This is a genomic window from Bradyrhizobium sp. LB13.1 (assembly GCF_054056815.1).
Genome location: NZ_JBSRYQ010000001.1, coordinates 4,046,784 through 4,062,302, shown reverse-complemented (window position 1 = coordinate 4,062,302; position 15,519 = coordinate 4,046,784). Strand labels below are relative to the sequence as shown.

General features: G+C 63.6%; 15 protein-coding genes. 7 read left to right on the top strand and 8 right to left on the bottom strand.

Annotation, left to right across the window (positions count from 1 at the left end; genetic code table 11):
• Positions 1–28: 28 nt before the first annotated feature.
• The 3 genes from ACVWYI_RS19175 to ACVWYI_RS19165 form a co-directional block, all read right to left on the bottom strand.
• Positions 29–1,345: a homoserine dehydrogenase gene (locus ACVWYI_RS19175; protein ID WP_456662893.1), complete on the bottom strand. Its 1,317-nt coding sequence runs from the start codon at positions 1,343–1,345 to the stop codon at positions 29–31.
• 29 nt (positions 1,346–1,374) lie between these two features.
• Positions 1,375–2,595, bottom strand: a complete 1,221-nt coding sequence (locus tag ACVWYI_RS19170; RefSeq protein ID WP_456662892.1) for an LL-diaminopimelate aminotransferase — start codon at positions 2,593–2,595, stop codon at positions 1,375–1,377.
• Between the two features lie 215 nt (positions 2,596–2,810).
• The gene (locus ACVWYI_RS19165; protein WP_247347100.1) at positions 2,811–3,086 is read right to left on the bottom strand and encodes a hypothetical protein; all 276 of its coding nucleotides are present in this window, start codon (positions 3,084–3,086) and stop codon (positions 2,811–2,813) included.
• A gap of 252 nt (positions 3,087–3,338) precedes the next feature.
• On the opposite strand from ACVWYI_RS19165, the gene ACVWYI_RS19160 reads away from it, so the two are divergent.
• On the top strand, positions 3,339–5,147 hold the full coding sequence (locus tag ACVWYI_RS19160; protein WP_456662891.1) for a PHA/PHB synthase family protein: 1,809 nt from the start codon (positions 3,339–3,341) through the stop codon (positions 5,145–5,147).
• An 83-nt stretch (positions 5,148–5,230) separates the two neighbouring features.
• Positions 5,231–5,629, top strand: coding sequence for an MAPEG family protein (locus tag ACVWYI_RS19155; protein WP_247347103.1), 399 nt, complete (start codon positions 5,231–5,233; stop codon positions 5,627–5,629).
• Positions 5,630–5,649: 20 nt separating this feature from the next.
• Here ACVWYI_RS19155 and ACVWYI_RS19150 read toward each other — a convergent pair whose 3' ends face one another.
• Positions 5,650–6,237 (bottom strand): class I SAM-dependent methyltransferase, encoded by a 588-nt coding sequence (locus ACVWYI_RS19150; RefSeq protein ID WP_247347104.1) that lies wholly within the window; start codon positions 6,235–6,237, stop codon positions 5,650–5,652.
• 185 nt (positions 6,238–6,422) lie between these two features.
• Here ACVWYI_RS19150 and ACVWYI_RS19145 point away from each other — a divergent pair, with 185 nt between their 5' ends.
• Entirely contained in the window at positions 6,423–7,193 is a 771-nt protein-coding gene (locus tag ACVWYI_RS19145) for an outer membrane protein (RefSeq protein WP_247347105.1), read from the top strand.
• Between the two features lie 127 nt (positions 7,194–7,320).
• On the opposite strand, the gene argC is transcribed toward ACVWYI_RS19145, so the two are convergent.
• The 3 genes from argC to ACVWYI_RS19130 form a co-directional block, all read right to left on the bottom strand.
• Entirely contained in the window at positions 7,321–8,304 is a 984-nt protein-coding gene (gene argC, locus ACVWYI_RS19140; RefSeq protein ID WP_456662890.1) for an N-acetyl-gamma-glutamyl-phosphate reductase, read from the bottom strand.
• Positions 8,301–8,969: an FMN-binding negative transcriptional regulator gene (locus tag ACVWYI_RS19135; protein ID WP_247347108.1), complete on the bottom strand. Its 669-nt coding sequence runs from the start codon at positions 8,967–8,969 to the stop codon at positions 8,301–8,303. The genes argC and ACVWYI_RS19135 overlap by 4 nt, the downstream gene beginning before the upstream one ends.
• Before the next feature lie 223 nt (positions 8,970–9,192).
• A complete protein-coding gene (locus tag ACVWYI_RS19130; protein ID WP_247347109.1) occupies positions 9,193–9,723 on the bottom strand; it encodes a DedA family protein in 531 nt (176 codons plus the stop codon).
• A gap of 271 nt (positions 9,724–9,994) precedes the next feature.
• Here ACVWYI_RS19130 and parE point away from each other — a divergent pair, with 271 nt between their 5' ends.
• The 4 genes from parE to ACVWYI_RS19110 all read left to right on the top strand — a co-directional run bounded on the left by parE (position 9,995) and on the right by ACVWYI_RS19110 (position 14,529).
• The gene (parE, locus tag ACVWYI_RS19125) at positions 9,995–12,040 is read left to right on the top strand and encodes a DNA topoisomerase IV subunit B (protein WP_456662889.1); all 2,046 of its coding nucleotides are present in this window, start codon (positions 9,995–9,997) and stop codon (positions 12,038–12,040) included.
• A gap of 450 nt (positions 12,041–12,490) precedes the next feature.
• On the top strand, positions 12,491–13,273 hold the full coding sequence (locus ACVWYI_RS19120; protein WP_456662888.1) for an outer membrane protein: 783 nt from the start codon (positions 12,491–12,493) through the stop codon (positions 13,271–13,273).
• 278 nt (positions 13,274–13,551) lie between these two features.
• Positions 13,552–13,737 carry a hypothetical protein gene (locus tag ACVWYI_RS19115; protein ID WP_247347112.1) on the top strand — a complete coding sequence of 62 codons (186 nt, stop codon included), beginning with the start codon at positions 13,552–13,554 and terminating at the stop codon, positions 13,735–13,737.
• Positions 13,738–13,758: 21 nt separating this feature from the next.
• Positions 13,759–14,529 carry an SDR family NAD(P)-dependent oxidoreductase gene (locus tag ACVWYI_RS19110; RefSeq protein ID WP_456662887.1) on the top strand — a complete coding sequence of 257 codons (771 nt, stop codon included), beginning with the start codon at positions 13,759–13,761 and terminating at the stop codon, positions 14,527–14,529.
• A gap of 110 nt (positions 14,530–14,639) precedes the next feature.
• Here ACVWYI_RS19110 and ACVWYI_RS19105 read toward each other — a convergent pair whose 3' ends face one another.
• Entirely contained in the window at positions 14,640–15,407 is a 768-nt protein-coding gene (locus ACVWYI_RS19105; RefSeq protein WP_456662886.1) for an outer membrane protein, read from the bottom strand.
• Positions 15,408–15,519: the final 112 nt, after the last annotated feature.

Below are 15,519 nucleotides of genomic sequence, written 5' to 3'. Positions count from 1 at the left end.
ACCGCTTCACACTTTTCCGGAGCATGCCCTAGTTCTTCTCGATCCGGATCACCTGCGGCCGTCCGCTGATCACCTTGTCGCGCTGCACGGCCGCGAGCGCGCGGCGCACGGCGTCCTCGTGCGTGGCATAGGTGATCAGGATAACGGGCACCGGGACCGCCTTGCCGTTTGCCGGCGCAGCGCCGCCATTGGGGTGGCGCTGCACGATCGACTCGATCGAAATCTTCTGCTCCGCGAGCCGGGTCGCGATCGCAGCCGCGGTGCCCGGGAAATCGCGTGCTAGAAGGCGGATGTAGTAGCCGCCCTCGTGGCGCTCCATCGGCGCCTTCTTGGTGTCGCGCAGCTGCGAAATCGGCCGGCCGAACGGATTGGCGCGAATGCCGCGCGCGACATCGGCGATGTCGGCAACCACGGCGGATGCGGTCGCCGCGCCGCCGGCACCGGGGCCGACCAGCGTGATCGGCGGGATGCCCTCGCCGTCGATCGTGACCGCATTGGTGACACCCATCACCTGTGCGATCGAGGAGGATTTTGGAACCATGGTCGGATGCACGCGCTGTTCGATGCCCTTGGCGGTGCGAACCGCGACGCCGAGCAGCTTGAGTCGGTAACCGAGATCGTCAGCGGCACGGAGATCTTCCGGCGCGATGGAGGAGATGCCTTCGACATACACCGCGCTTTGAGCAACTTTCGTGCCGAAAGCGAGGCTGGCAAGAATAGCGAGTTTTTGCGCGGTGTCGTGGCCGTCGACATCGAAGGACGGATTGGCCTCGGCATAGCCGAGCCGCTGCGCATCCTTCAGGCATTCGGCGAACGACAGGCCGTCCTGCTCCATCCGGGTCAGGATGTAATTGCAGGTGCCGTTGAGGATGCCGTAGACGCGGTTGATGCCGGTTCCGGCAAGACCCTCGCGTAACGTTTTGATGACGGGGATCGCGGCGCCGACCGCTGCCTCGAAATTCAGCGCGCCGCCGTGCTTTTCAGCGGCTTTTGCCAGCTTGAGGCCGTGCTTGGCGAGCAGCGCCTTGTTGGCGGTGACGACGGACTTGCCGGCGCTGAGCGCGGCTTCGACCGCCGCCAGCGCGGGATCGCCCGAGCCGCCCATCAGCTCGACGAAGCAGTCGATGCCGGGATGCATGGCGAGGGCAAGCGGATCCTTGACCCATTCGACACCGCGCAGGTCGACGGCGCGCTTCTTGGCCTTCGAGCGCGCGGTGACGGCGACGACGCGGATGCCGCGGCCGCTGCGGCCCGCGAGCACGCGGGCCTGCGTTTCAATCAAACGGACAACTTCGGCGCCCACGGTGCCGAGCCCCGCTATGCCCACTTTCAGGGGTGCAACCATGATGCTTCAGAAAACCTGCGGAAGAGAACTTAACGCCGATTGGCGAGCGGAACGACGTTGTGCAACGTTTCGATGCCGCTTTCAAGGAAGCGGCGCACGCCGCGCGCGGCCTGCCTGATCCGTTGCTCGTTTTCCACCATGGCGATGCGGATATATCCTTCACCATGCTCGCCGAAGCCGACGCCGGGCGAGACCGCGACGCCGGATTTCTCCACCATCAGGGTCGCGAACTGCATGCTGCCGATGCTGCGGAAGGCTTCCGGCAGCGGCACCCAGGCGAACATCGAGGCCTCCGGCGGCGGGATCTCCCAGCCGGCACGGCCGAACGATTCCACCAGCGCGTCGCGCCGCTTGCGGTAAGTGTCGCGCATCTCCCTGATGCAATCGTCGGGGCCGTTCAGCGCGGCGGTCGCGGCGACCTGCACCGGCGTGAACGCGCCGTAGTCGAGATAGGATTTGACGCGCGCGAGCGCCGCGATCACGCGCTCATTGCCGACCGCAAAGCCCATGCGCCAGCCGGCCATCGAATAGGTCTTCGACATCGAGGTGAACTCGACGGTGACGTCCATCGCGCCGGGCACCTGCAGCACCGAGGGCGGTGGGTTGTTTTCGTCGAAATAGACCTCGGCGTAAGCGAGATCGGACAGGATCAGGATTTCGTGCTTCTTCGCGAACGCGACCAGGTCCTTGTAGAAGTCAAGGCTCGCGACATAGGCGGTCGGGTTCGAGGGGTAACAGACGACCAGCGCCAGCGGCTTCGGAATCGAGTGGACGATCGCGCGCTCCACCGCCTCGAAGAACTGCGGGGTTGGCTCCGAAGGCACCGAGCGGATCACGCCGCCCGCCATCAAAAAGCCGAACGCGTGAATCGGATAGCTCGGGTTCGGGCAGAGGATGACGTCGCCGGGCGCAGTGATCGCCTGCGCCACGTTGGCAAAGCCCTCCTTGGAGCCGAGCGTCGCCACGACCTGGGTGTCGGGATTGAGCTTCACGCCAAAGCGGCGGGCGTAGTAGCCGGCCTGGGCCTTGCGCAAGCCGTTGATGCCACGAGAGGCCGAGTAGCGGTCGGTGCGCGGCTTGCCCAGTGTCTCCTTCAGCTTCTCCAGCACGTGCGCTGGCGCCGGCAGGTCCGGATTGCCCATGCCGAGGTCGATGATGTCGGCGCCGGCATTCCGCGCGGCCGCCTTGGCCCGGTTCACCTGCTCGAACACGTAAGGCGGAAGGCGGCGGATGCGGTAAAATTCTTCCATGGCTCTCTCGGCTCCGGGCAACCGGTCAGGACAGAATCGACAGGCCATAACGACCATGCGAAAAGGCGCCCGCCTCGTTCACGAAAATCACTCAAAATCAAATGCTTAGAGCAATCATCGATGGCGGTGACTGAAGTCGTTCGCCCTGACTCTCGGCTGAACTGAGGTCTTTTAGCACGGCAAGGCGGAGGCGCCAGCGATTACCTTGCAGCGCCTTACTTCGCGTCCTTGCCGGCAACGGCCTGACGGTCGCGCGCGGCAGCGAGCTCGGCCTCGATCTTGGCGCGTTGGTCCGGCGGGATGACCGCCTGATCGCGATCCGGCGGGAGATCGTGCACCGGCAAATAGCTGCCGGGCTCCCTGGGATGCGCTTGCGCATCGGCGGGCGTCATATCCGCGAGTTGGCTCGAGCAGCCGCCCAGGGCAAGCGCCGCCATCAGCAGCGCGCCACAGATCAGCCGCGACTTTTGCAGGTCCCTCAACGCCAACACTTGGGAAATCCCCTACTCGTCCCAAAGCACGGCCCCGGCAACCTTACCGAAGTCCGCACCCAAGCTCAAACCATTGCTGCCCAAATGGCGCGAGCGAGAAAACAGCCCGGGACCACCAAGCCGAGCGGTGCGGCTCGATTGTGACGGAACCAAGAAAATTTGTCGCACTGCAACACATCTTCGAGAGTGTTTAACGCCAAACATGCGAGCTTCGCGGTGACGAATACGGAATGAATCGTTACTGTTCTGCTCATGAGCATGGCCACGACCGACACGCCCAAACCCGAGACGAAGTTCGATGCGGAAGCCTTCGCGATGAATGTCGCGCGGGCGATGGAAAGCGGCGGCAAGGCGATCGCTGCCTACCTCAAGCCCCGCGAGAGCGGCGAGGTGCAGGATCGTCCGCCGGCCGAGCTTACCGAGGTCGTCAAGACCTTCACCGCGGTCGCCGAATACTGGCTGTCGGACACATCACGCGCGTCGGATCTCCAGACCAGGCTCGCCAAGGACTATCTCGACCTCTGGGGCTCGGCGGCGCGCCGCATGGCTGGCCAGGACGCTCCGCCCGCGATCGCGCCCTCGCCGCGCGACAAGCGCTTTGCCGATCCGGAATGGAAGTCGAACCAGTTCTTCGATTTCGTGATGCAGCTCTATCTGCTCACGACGAAATTCGCGCATGAGCTGGTGCGCGACGCCGAGGGGCTCGATCCGCAGACCCGCCGCAAGGCCGAGTTCTACATCCAGCAGGTCACCAACGCGCTGTCGCCGTCCAACTTCGTGCTGACCAATCCGGAGGTGCTGCGCGCGACGGTGGCCAGCAACGGCGAAAATCTCGCGCGCGGCCTGAAGATGCTGGCCGAGGACATCGCAGCCGGCAAGGGCGTCCTGAAGATCCGCCAATCCAATCCGGACAATCTCGTCGTCGGCGTCAACATGGCGACGACGCCGGGCAAAGTGATCTACCAGAACGAGATGATGCAGCTGATCCAGTATTCTCCGACCACGGAGAATGTGCTGCGCACGCCGCTCCTGATCATCCCGCCCTGGATCAACAAGTTCTACATCCTCGATCTCAAGCCGGAGAAATCCTACATCAAGTGGTGCGTCGACCAGGGCGTCACCGTGTTCGTGATCTCATGGGTCAATCCCGACAAGCGGCTCGGCACCAAGAGCTGGGAAGACTACATGAAGGAAGGCCCGCTCACGGCGATGGACGTGATCGAGAAGGTCACTGGCGAGATGAAGGTGCACACCGCCGGCTATTGCGTCGGCGGCACCATGCTCGCGACGACGCTGGCCTGGCTCGCCGAGAAGCGCCGCCAGCGCGTGGCGTCCGCGACGTTCTTCGCGGCACAGGTCGACTTCACCCATGCGGGCGACCTTCTCGTGTTCGTCGACGAGGAGCAGATCGCAGCGCTGGAGCAGGACATGAAGGCGGCCGGCGTGCTCGAAGGGTCCAAGATGGCGATGGCCTTCAACATGCTGCGCTCCAACGATTTGATCTGGTCCTATGTCGTCAGCAATTACCTCAAAGGCCAGCAGCCGAGCGCGTTCGACCTGCTGCACTGGAATTCGGACGCCACGCGCATGACGGCGTCGAACCATTCCTACTATCTGCGCAATTGCTATCTGGAGAACCGGCTGTCGACCGGCACGATGGTGCTCGACAACACCCTGCTCGACCTCTCCAAGGTCATGGTGCCCGTCTACAATCTTGCCACCCGCGAAGACCACATTGCGCCGGCCGAATCGGTGCTGTACGGCTCGCAATTCTTCGGCGGTCCGGTGAAATATGTGCTGTCCGGCTCGGGCCACATCGCCGGCGTCGTCAACCCGCCCGCCTCGAACAAGTACCAGTACTGGACCAACGACAACGTCAAGGACGTCAACGTCGCCGAGTGGATGAAGGGCGCGGTCGAGCACAAGGGCTCGTGGTGGCCGGACTGGCGCCAATGGCTTGGCACACTTGATCCCGCGGAGGTGGCGGCGCGCGCGGTCGGCAGCGAAGCGCTGCCTCCGATCGAGGACGCCCCCGGCAGCTATGTCAGAGTTCGCGCATAGTGGAGAATTCTTTGCGCATGGCGCAATCTTGCGCGCTTGTATAAGCTCGCTCTCAACACAGCGACGACAGAGGGGACCGGGTTATGACGCGTGAACTGTTCTGGCTGACACTGACGGTGGTCCTGACCGGAATCCTCTGGATTCCCTACACCATCAACCGCTGCCAGATTCGCGGTCTCGGTGGCGCGATGGCCAATCCCTCGCGCGCCGACAAGCCGCAGTCGGAATGGGCGAACCGCCTGATGTTCGCGCATGACAACGCCGTCGAGAACCTCGTGCTGTTCGCACCGCTGGTGCTGATCCTGAACGCCATCGACTATTCCTCGAAATGGACGGTGCTTGCTTGCGCCGTCTATTTCTGGTCGCGCGTCGCGCATCTGATCGTCTATGCGCTCGGGATCCCGATCTTCCGCACATTGGCCTTCACCGTCGGCTTCGTCGCACAGGCGGTGCTGGCGGTGGCGATCTTCAAGGCGGTTTGAGCTCAGGCCCTGCTTTGAGATCAGGCCTTGCGAACGACGAGATGCAGCATGTTCGCCGGTGTCTCGTCAAAGCTCTGGATCACGTTCCTGTCCGACGACAGCGTGATCCATGGCCCCGCGGTGGCGTAGGCCGCCTCGAGCCATTCTGCCGACGCATAATTGTAATAGCGCCCGAGGCTGTCCCGGCCGTCGCCCTCGCCCATCTTGTAGCTGGCATAGAACACGCCTGACGGCCTGAGCGCGCGATGAATCCGCGCCAGGATGCCGGCGAGCTCGTCGCGCGGCACGTGCAGGAGACAGGCGCTGGCCCAGGCGCCGTCATAGGCCTCGTGCGCGTCAAGCTGGTCGAACCGCATCGCCTCGACGGGATGACCGAGCCGCCGCGACGCGATCTCGGCCATTTCAGGCGAGCCGTCGGTAGCGCGCACCGAAAAACCTTCGACCAGCATCACCGCCGAATGATTGCCGGCACCACAGCCGAGTTCGAGGATCGAGCTACTGGGTTGCAGCAAAGCCAGAAAACCGCGCAGCCGCGTCGAGGGCGCCTTGGCCCATCCGGCATAAGCCTCGGCGTTCTCCCGGTAGAACTGCAATGTGGTCTCATCCATGGCGTCACTCACTTCGGCAGGTCCTCGACCAGCCTGCCTACTCTGCAAGCAGCCCGGCATCAACCGGCGGTGTTGCCGAAGGATGACACTGCGGCAAAAACAACCGGCGCTCCGGATTGCCTCTACAGGTTGTCACCCGTCCGCAGCTATATTCGCCCATCGCAATTGATTGATTCGGGGCAGACATGAATTGGAAGATGATATCTGCGCTCGGCGCGATCTCACTCGCAGCCGTCGCGACCCAGGCCAACGCCGCTGATCTCGCCGCCCGCCCGTACACCAAGGCGCCGCCGATGATCGCTGCGGTCTACAATTGGAGCGGCTTCTACATCGGCGCCAACGGCGGCTATGGTACGTCGCACAAGTGCTGGGACCAGACGGTTGGTTTCTCCCCCGCAACTGCCGAAGGATGCCATGATGCGACGGGCGCCGTCGCTGGCGGCCAGATCGGCTATCGCTGGCAGAGCAACGCCTTCGTGTTCGGTCTCGAAGCGCAGGGCGATTGGGCCGACCTCTCCGGCCGGAATACCAGCACCGTGTTCGGCGTCGCGAACCGCACCCGCGTCGATGCCTTCGGCCTCTTCACCGGCCAGGTCGGGTACGCCTGGAACAACGTGCTGCTTTACGCGAAGGGCGGCGCCGCGGTCACCCGCGATCGCTACGCCGGCATCGGAACCGGCGGTCTGGCCGGGGCCGAGTTCGACGGCGCCAAGGAGACCCGCTGGGGCGGCACGGTCGGCGTCGGCTTCGAATACGGTTTTGCCCAGAACTGGTCGGTTGGCCTCGAATACGACCATCTGTTCATGGGTCGGCACGACGTCAACCTGCTGGCAACTGGCCTCGCAGCGCCCGCTGCCGGAACGTTCTCGCGCACCGAACGCATCGGTCAGGATGTCGACTTGATCACCGCACGCATCAACTACAGGTTCGGCGGACCGATCATCGCGAAGTACTGAGGTCTCCTGTCCCGGACGCGCGAAGCGCGAGCCGGGACCCAGAAGGCTGCAGCAAAGTAACAATGGGCCCCGGCTCTGCAGCGCACCGCCAAGAGGCGCTGCGCTGCGTCCGGGGCACTACCGTGCCCTACTCCTCCGGCAGGCCCAGCATCAGCCGCATGTTCTGCACGGCGGCCCCCGAGGCGCCCTTGCCGAGATTGTCGAGCCGCGCGACCAGCACCGCCTGATGGTACTTGTCGCTGGCGAAGACGTAGAGCTCGAGCATGTTGGTCTCGTTGAGCGCTTCCGGCTCGAGCTTGCCGCCCTTGGTCGTCTCGTTCTGAAGCGGCATCACCGAAACATACTTCGAGCCGGCGTAACGCTTTGCCAGTGCGGCTTGCAGGTCCGCACCATCAGGCTTGCCGGGCAGCGTGTCGAGTTGAAGCGGCACCGAGACCAGCATGCCCTGCCGGTAGTTGCCGACAGAGGGAATGAAGATCGGCCGTCGCGTCAGGTTCGAATAAAGCTGCATCTCCGGCAGATGCTTGTGCTCGAAGCCGAGGCCGTAGAGCTCGAAGGACGGCGCGCTGCCGTCTTCGAAGCTTGCGATCATCGACTTGCCGCCGCCGGAATAGCCGCTCACCGCATTGACGGTGACGGGATAGTCCGAAGGCAACAGGCCGGCATCGACGATCGGCCGCAATAGCGCGATCGCGCCGGTCGGATAGCAACCGGGATTGGACACCTTCTTCGCCGCCTTGATCTTGCCGGCCTGGTCGGGCGTCAGCTCCGGAAAGCCATAGGCCCAGTCGGGCGCGACCCGGTACGCGGTCGAGGCGTCCAGCACCTTCGGGCCCGACGGTCCCATGCTGTCGATGAGCGCGACGGTTTCCCTGGCAGCATTATCCGGCAGGCAGAGGATCACGAGATCCACCTCCTCCATCAGCGCCTTCTTGGCTGCGGGGTCCTTGCGCTTGTCGTCGGCGATCGTCTTCACCGCAACGTCGCTCTGGAGCTTCAGCCGCTCGTTGATGCCGAGGCCGGTGGTGCCCGAGCCACCGTCGACGAAGACGGTGGCCGGCTTCTTCGTAGCGCCAGTGGTCGGTGCTTTCGTCGTTTCAGTGAGGCTCATGGCGCGCTCCTTTCGAGCATGTTCGTTTCGTTCGCGAAGGCTTCCGGCCTCACGTCCTGCATCAGTTGCGCGATCTCTCTCGCGTCGGCAGCGGGCTGCGCGCCGAGCGCATTGGCAATCGCCGTATAATCGGCGTCGGACTTGTGCTGGTTGAGCTTGAAGCTGCCTTCGACCTCCTCAACCGTCATGACGAGCCCTACAATTCCCTTCTTCAACGCTTCCAGCCTGCCGGCCGTCATCTTGCCCGACGTCCACGGCGTCTTCGGCAACAGCCAGTTTTCGAACTTCTCACTGAGCGTGTCGATCTGCACCGCCAACTCGTCATCCGACAGGAGCCGCACCGGCCCGCTCAGATGCACCGACTGGTAGAGCCAGGTCGGCACCTGATCCGGCGAGACGTACCAGTCCGGCGACACATAGGCATCGGGGCCGTTGACCGCGAGCAGCCAGGACGCCGCGTCGCCTGCCAGTTTTAGCAGCGGATTGTGACGGGCGACATGAAAGGCGGCCTGCGGCGTGCCGTCAGCGGCATAGGTCAGGTAGAACGGCAGCGGCGAGGCGACAGGCTTGTGGCCGTCGAAGGCGCACATCGTGCCGAAGCCGCGCTCGCCTGCGAATTTCAGGCTCGCGGTGCGGTCCTGCTTGAAAAAGGGTGGCGTGTACATCGTGGTCTCCTGCTGGCCTCCTTGGGGGCCGCCGGATCAGATCGCGCTGACAGGAGAAAGAATGCCGCGGATCGGATCCAGCGGCAAAGACGATGATCTCAAACGCGATCGACCGCCCAAACCGCAAGACTGCGGCGGCGGCGACGGGCGAACAGAATGGTCGCGGCGTTGATCATGGCGCGCGGCTATAAAGCTATATCCGGTTTTCGTCAAGGTTTTGGCGTCAGACCACCCGCCAGAGCCATTCCATGAACTTCGCAAGCACGTCGCCAAACAGAAGCAGCGCGGCCGACCAGACCAGCGCCGAGACGAAATTGGCGGCCTGGAAGCTCCAATAGGGCATCTCGAAGATGCCGGCTGCGAGCGGCACCGAGGCACGCAAGGGGCCGAAGAAGCGGCCGATGAAGATGCTGGGCACGCCCCAGCTCCGCACGAAGGCCTCGCCCCTGGGCAGGAGTTCCGGATAGCGCGAGAGCGGCCACATCTGGGCGACCCGCTCCTTGTAGCGATAGCCGAACCAGTAGGAGACCCAGTCGCCCAGCGCCGCGCCGATGCCGCCGGCGATCCAGACTGGATAGAAGCTGATGCCGCTGGCGCCGATCAGCGCGCCGATCGCGACCAACGCGCCCCAGGCCGGGATCAAGAGCGAGATGAAGGCGAGCGACTCCCCGAAGGCCAGCAGGAACACGATCGGGGCCGCCCAGGCCTGGTGAGCACGCACGAAGTCGGCCAGTGCGTGCGCATAATGCTCCATTCCAGATCGCCTTCCCGCCCCACCTTGAGGTGTGCTCGATGAAAAAGACTGGTAAGGCAATGGCTTGTGTGACATCAAGTCACAAATCCCGACCCAGACCGGCCGCAGACGTCAAATTGCCGGGAATTGGTGGACCTGTGGCGTAAAATCGCTGGCATCGGCTGCCGCGCGGACCGGCCAGCCGGCACGCGATGACCTTTTCAAACGAGCCGTGGCATAGTCGGCGTAACCGATTCGCCGCCTCCGCGGCCCTGAAAGCACATCAAGATACATGTCCAAGCAATTGAAACCGAAAGCCAAAGACGATTTTTTTGGCGGTGACGAGCCCAAATCCCGCGCGCCCGCCAAGGCGACCTCGCGTGCGAGCGGTGCGGAGGCCGACTACACCGCGGCCGATATCGAGGTGCTCGAAGGCCTGGAACCGGTGCGACGGCGTCCCGGCATGTATATCGGCGGCACCGACGAGAAGGCGTTGCATCATCTCTTCGCCGAGGTCATCGACAATTCGATGGACGAGGCGCTGGCAGGGCATGCGACCTTCATCGGAGTCGATTTGAGCGCGGACGGCTTTTTGACCGTCATCGACAACGGGCGCGGCATCCCGATTGATCCGCATCCGAAGTTTCCGAAGAAGTCGGCGCTCGAAGTCATCATGTGCACGCTGCACTCAGGCGGCAAGTTCGACTCCAAGGTCTACGAGACCTCAGGCGGCCTGCACGGCGTCGGCATCTCCGTGGTGAACGCCCTCTCCTCGCTGCTCGAGGTCGAGGTCGCGCGCAGCCAGAAGCTCTATCGCATGACGTTCGAGCGCGGCCACCCGAAGGGCAAGCTCGAGGATCTCGGCAAGGTCAACAATCGCCGCGGCACGCGTGTGCGCTTCAAGCCCGACACCGACATCTTCGGCGCCAAGGCCGTGTTCAAGCCGCAGCGCCTGTTCAAGATGACGCGCTCGAAGGCGTATCTGTTCGGCGGCGTCGAGATCCGCTGGAACTGCGCGCCCGAACTGCTCAAGGGCGTCGAGGACGTGCCGGCGGAGGCGACGTTCCACTTCCCCGGTGGCCTCAAGGATTATCTGGCGGCTGCGATCCACGCCGACACGCTGGTGCATCCTGACGTCTTCTCCGGCAAATCGGGCCGCAACGGCGCGCATGGCGCCTGCGAATGGGCCGTGGCCTGGACCGCCGATGCCGACGGCTTCCTCTCCTCCTACACCAACACCGTGCCGACGCCGGACGGCGGCACGCACGAATCCGGCCTGCGCAGCGCGCTTCTGCGCGGCCTGAAGGATCACGCCGAGCGCGTCGGCCAGGGCAAGCGCGCGTCGTCCATTACGTCGGAAGACGTGATGGTGGGTGCAGCCGTGATGCTCTCGGTGTTCGTGCGCGAGCCTGAATTCCAGGGTCAGACCAAGGACCGTCTCGCCACAGCGGAAGCGCAGCGCATCGTCGAACAGGCGATGAAGGATCCGTTCGACCATTGGCTGTCGGGCAATCCGAATATGGCCAACAGGCTGCTCGACTTCGTGATCGACCGCGCCGAAGACCGGCTGCGGCGCCGCCAGGAAAAGGAAACCGCGCGCAAGACCGCCGGCAAGAAGCTTCGCCTGCCCGGCAAGCTCGCCGACTGCAGCGATGCGGGCTTGGACGGCTCAGAACTCTTCATCGTCGAGGGCGATTCGGCCGGCGGCAGCGCCAAGCAGGCGCGCGACCGCAAGACCCAGGCCGTGCTGCCGCTGCGCGGCAAGATCCTCAACGTCGCCTCGGCCGGCAAGGACAAGCTGACGGCAAACACGCAGCTCGCCGATCTCGTGCAGGCGATCGGCTGCGGGATGCTCGCGCAGTATCGCGAAGAGGATCTGCGCTACCAGCGCATCATCATCATGACCGATGCCGACGTCGACGGCGCGCACATCGCTTCGCTGCTGATCACCTTCTTCTACCGGCAGATGCCGCGGCTGATCGACGAGGGCCACCTCTTCCTGGCCGTGCCGCCGCTCTACAAGCTGACCAACGGCACGAAGTCGATCTATGCCCGCGACGACGCGCACAAGGCAGCGTTGATCAAGAGCGAGTTCAGCGCCAACGCCAAAGTCGAGGTGAACCGCTTCAAAGGCCTCGGCGAGATGATGCCGGCGCAGCTCAAGGAAACCACCATGGATCCCGCCAAGCGCACCATGCTGAAGGTGGTCCTGCTTGCCGACGACCGCGACACCACCGCGGATTCGGTGGAGCGCCTGATGGGCACCAAGGCCGAGGCACGCTTCGCATTCATCTCGGACAAGGCCGAGTTCGCCAATGAGGAATTGCTGGACGTCTGACCCTCAGACGCTGCACGCTTCGCGTCCCCATCAAGAGCCCCGGCGTGATGCCGGGGCTCTTTTGCTTGTGGGGACGACAACCGCCCTTCCCCAACGATCCCGCCAACGATTCGCCTCGACTTTCGTGATTCCGGCGCCGCAAGCCGACTCGGCCAACGACTCACCGGGCCTAGTCTGATGCAGGATTGCCTCGATTTCGGACAAAGCCCGATTTGCTAACCAGAAGTTACCGGGATCAGGAATTCGGAAATTGACGTAACGCACTGGAAATGTAGCATTATTTCAAGCTTCAGCGACGGTGCTTGGAATCCCTGCCGTGAGGCGTTTCCCGGCGACTGTGCCCGTCCTGCAACAGCATTTCGACGGGAAGCGTCTATAGTCCGGACATCAGATCACTCGGACTTCAGTGCGCTCGCGCCTGCCAGACAGACCAAAGCTTGGGGATTTAAAATGAAGAAGATTTTGCTCGCACTGACCGCGGTTGCCGCGATGACCGGTTCGGCCTCGGCCGCCGACCTTGCCGCCCGTCCCTACGTGAAGGCCCCGATGCCGGCGCCCGTCGCCAACTGGACCGGCTTCTACATCTTCGGCGGCGGCGGTGGCGGCCTCTCGGCCTCCGACCAGCACGTGCAGACCACGGTTGGCGCGGTTCCCCTGACGATTGATCAGCGCCAGGGTGGTTCGGGTTGGTTCGGCACCGTCGGTCTCGGCTACGACTGGCAGTTCAGCGGCACCTGGGTCGCCGGCGTGTTCGCTGACGGTCAGTTCGGCAGCATCCGCGCCACCATCCAGGATCCGACTCTTGGCATCACCGGCAACCAGAAGCTGGAAGACTCCTGGGCCGCTGGTATCCGCCTCGGCTATCTGGTCGCTCCGAACGTTCTCTCCTACGTCAACGGGGGTTACTCCGGAGCTCACTTCGGCCAGACCAACTTCATGACCCTGGCTGGCGTTCCGACCGGTACCCACCTTGGCAGCTACAACCGCAACGGCTGGTTCGTCGGCGGCGGCGTCGAGAACAACCTGAACATCTTCGGCATCCAGTCGCCCGGCTGGTTCATGAAGACCGAATATCGTTCGGCCTTCTACAACGCCAAGACTCAGACCGAGCTGTCGGACGTCGGCAACCTTCCGCTTGCCAACAGCATTCGTGCCAACACCTGGAACCAGACGATCTCGACTTCGCTGGTCTATCGCTTCAACTGGAGCGGCCCGGTCGTCGCGAAGTATTGATCTGATCTAACCTTTCAGACGTCAAAGCCCCGGCATCGCCGGGGCTTTTTCGTTTTGCGGTAGCGGCTGATGCCTGCTTTCAGCGATCGGTGCCCGTCTCGGGTTGTAGCCGCATCGCCCTTGGATAATCTTGCATACGGACATGCATCCTCGCTGCGGCCTGCATCAACAGCCATTGTATCCGAACCACAGCTACGGCTAGTCTTCCGGCAAGTTTTCGGGCCGCGGCAATCGTTTATGCCGCGTCGCGACAGAAGCCGACCAATGGGGAGGAATGCATGCGCAGATTTCTGCTGATCGCAGGCCTGTTTGCTCTCGCCGTCGGGCTGCTCTGGATCGGACAGGGCACGGGCACCATTGCCTGGCCGCGATCGAGCTTCATGGTCAACCAGCTGCAATGGGCCGGCTATGGCGCAGCCATGGCCGGCTTCGGGCTGGTACTGATCTGGCAGAGCAACCAATAGAAGAAACCAGGGAATAGCAGCATGACATTCAGTCGTTTCGATCTCCGCGGCAAGGTCGCGATTGTCACGGGAGGCAATGGCGGCATCGGGCTCGGCATGGCCCGCGGCCTGGCCGATGCCGGCGCCAACATCGCCGTGGTCGGACGCAACGAAACCAAATCCGCCGCCGCCGTCGCCGATCTCAGTCAGCGCGGCGTGAAGGCGATCTCTCTTCCCACCGACGTCACCGACAAGGCGGCGGTCGCGGCGATGATCGATCGCGTCGTCGGGGATCTCGGCCGCATCGACATCCTCATCAACAATGCCGGCATGAGCATCCGCAAGCCGCCGCACGAGCTCGAGCTCGACGAGTGGAACAAGGTGATCGACACCAACCTCACCAGCGCCTTCGTGTGCTCGAAGCTAGCCTATCCGGCGCTGAAGGCGTCCGGCAACGGCAAGGTGATCAACATCGGCTCGATGATGTCGATCTTCGGCGCGAGCTTCGCCGCGGCCTATGCAGCGAGCAAGGGCGGCATCGTGCAGTACACGCGCGCCTGCGCCAATGCATGGGCGCCCGACAACATCCAGGTCAACGCCATCCTGCCGGGCTGGATCGACACCGACCTGACCCGCGGTGCGCGGCAGCAGGTCTCCGGGTTGCACGAACGGGTGCTGGCACGCACGCCTGCGGGGCGTTGGGGCGACATCGACGATTTCGCCGGGATCACCGTGTTCCTGGCCTCGTCCGCCTCGAACTTCGTCACCGGCACCGCGATCCCCGTCGATGGCGGCTTCTCGGTGATGGCGTAGGCACTACGCGAAAAACCTGCACACGAAAAAAGAAGCCCCGGACAATGCCGGGGCTTTTAAATTTGGGCAGTGATCGTCTTTTATAGCTGCTTGGTCGTTCGTTGACGCACTCAGTAGCGCGCGATGACCGGCGCGTCGAACTTGTAGCTCGCGCGCACGACGGCCCACTGGATGTCGCGCGGCTTGGCGTCGAAACTGTAATTGCCCGAGGTGCCGCCAAGTTGATAGGTCTGGCTGGCGAAGGCTGCGTAATTGTACTCGAGGCCGACGATCCAGTTGCGGGTGATGCCGTACTCCCAGCCGGCACCAACGGTCCAGCCATTGGCCCAGTGGGTCTGACCGCCGGAGCCGGTGGCCGGGCCGACCGTGTCGGTGACCGACAGACGGTTGTTCACGCCGGCATAGCCGCCCTTGATGTAGAACAAATTATTCTGCACGGCGAAGCCCGCACGGGCGACGACGGTCGCGAGCACGTTGGCGCGCCAGGAGAACACATCGTCACCCGCACCGAACGCGGTGTTCAAGAACGAGCCCTTGTTGTCCAGGCCGGAGATCGTGCCCTCCATGCCGAACACGTAGTTGTTGGCCTGCCAATTGTAGCCGATCTGGGCGCCGCCCAGGACGCCCGAGTTACGCTGACGGTAACCTTGGCCCGGCACCAGATCGCCGAACGGCGCGCCGATTCCGTTGTTGATGAACTGCTCGTTGGTCCAGGCGCCGCCGACGTGGCCGCCGACATAGAAGCCGGTCCAGTTGAACATCGACTCCATATAGGCCGGCGCCTTCGTGTAGCGCGCGCCGAGATCGGCGGCGGAAGCAGCACCGGTCGAAACCAGAGCCGTCGTGCAGACGAAGGCGGCAATCAATTTGTTACGCATGGTACACCCCGTATCCTTTGATGGGTGCACGCTCACACGCAGTTCTTACTCAAATTTGAATCAAGAAAGTTAAGACGCCGGATTGGCAAGCAGCGCGGTTTGAATCCGTTTT

Coding starts and splice junctions, on each gene's coding strand:
- ACVWYI_RS19175 (WP_456662893.1), bottom strand. CDS start 1,345: ATGGTTGCACCCCTGAAAGTGGGCATAGCGGGGCTCGGCACCGTGGGC.
- ACVWYI_RS19170 (WP_456662892.1), bottom strand. CDS start 2,595: ATGGAAGAATTTTACCGCATCCGCCGCCTTCCGCCTTACGTGTTCGAG.
- ACVWYI_RS19160 (WP_456662891.1), top strand. CDS start 3,339: ATGAGCATGGCCACGACCGACACGCCCAAACCCGAGACGAAGTTCGAT.
- ACVWYI_RS19155 (WP_247347103.1), top strand. CDS start 5,231: ATGACGCGTGAACTGTTCTGGCTGACACTGACGGTGGTCCTGACCGGA.
- ACVWYI_RS19150 (WP_247347104.1), bottom strand. CDS start 6,237: ATGGATGAGACCACATTGCAGTTCTACCGGGAGAACGCCGAGGCTTAT.
- ACVWYI_RS19145 (WP_247347105.1), top strand. CDS start 6,423: ATGAATTGGAAGATGATATCTGCGCTCGGCGCGATCTCACTCGCAGCC.
- argC (WP_456662890.1), bottom strand. CDS start 8,304: ATGAGCCTCACTGAAACGACGAAAGCACCGACCACTGGCGCTACGAAG.
- ACVWYI_RS19135 (WP_247347108.1), bottom strand. CDS start 8,969: ATGTACACGCCACCCTTTTTCAAGCAGGACCGCACCGCGAGCCTGAAA.
- ACVWYI_RS19130 (WP_247347109.1), bottom strand. CDS start 9,723: ATGGAGCATTATGCGCACGCACTGGCCGACTTCGTGCGTGCTCACCAG.
- parE (WP_456662889.1), top strand. CDS start 9,995: ATGTCCAAGCAATTGAAACCGAAAGCCAAAGACGATTTTTTTGGCGGT.
- ACVWYI_RS19120 (WP_456662888.1), top strand. CDS start 12,491: ATGAAGAAGATTTTGCTCGCACTGACCGCGGTTGCCGCGATGACCGGT.
- ACVWYI_RS19115 (WP_247347112.1), top strand. CDS start 13,552: ATGCGCAGATTTCTGCTGATCGCAGGCCTGTTTGCTCTCGCCGTCGGG.
- ACVWYI_RS19110 (WP_456662887.1), top strand. CDS start 13,759: ATGACATTCAGTCGTTTCGATCTCCGCGGCAAGGTCGCGATTGTCACG.
- ACVWYI_RS19105 (WP_456662886.1), bottom strand. CDS start 15,407: ATGCGTAACAAATTGATTGCCGCCTTCGTCTGCACGACGGCTCTGGTT.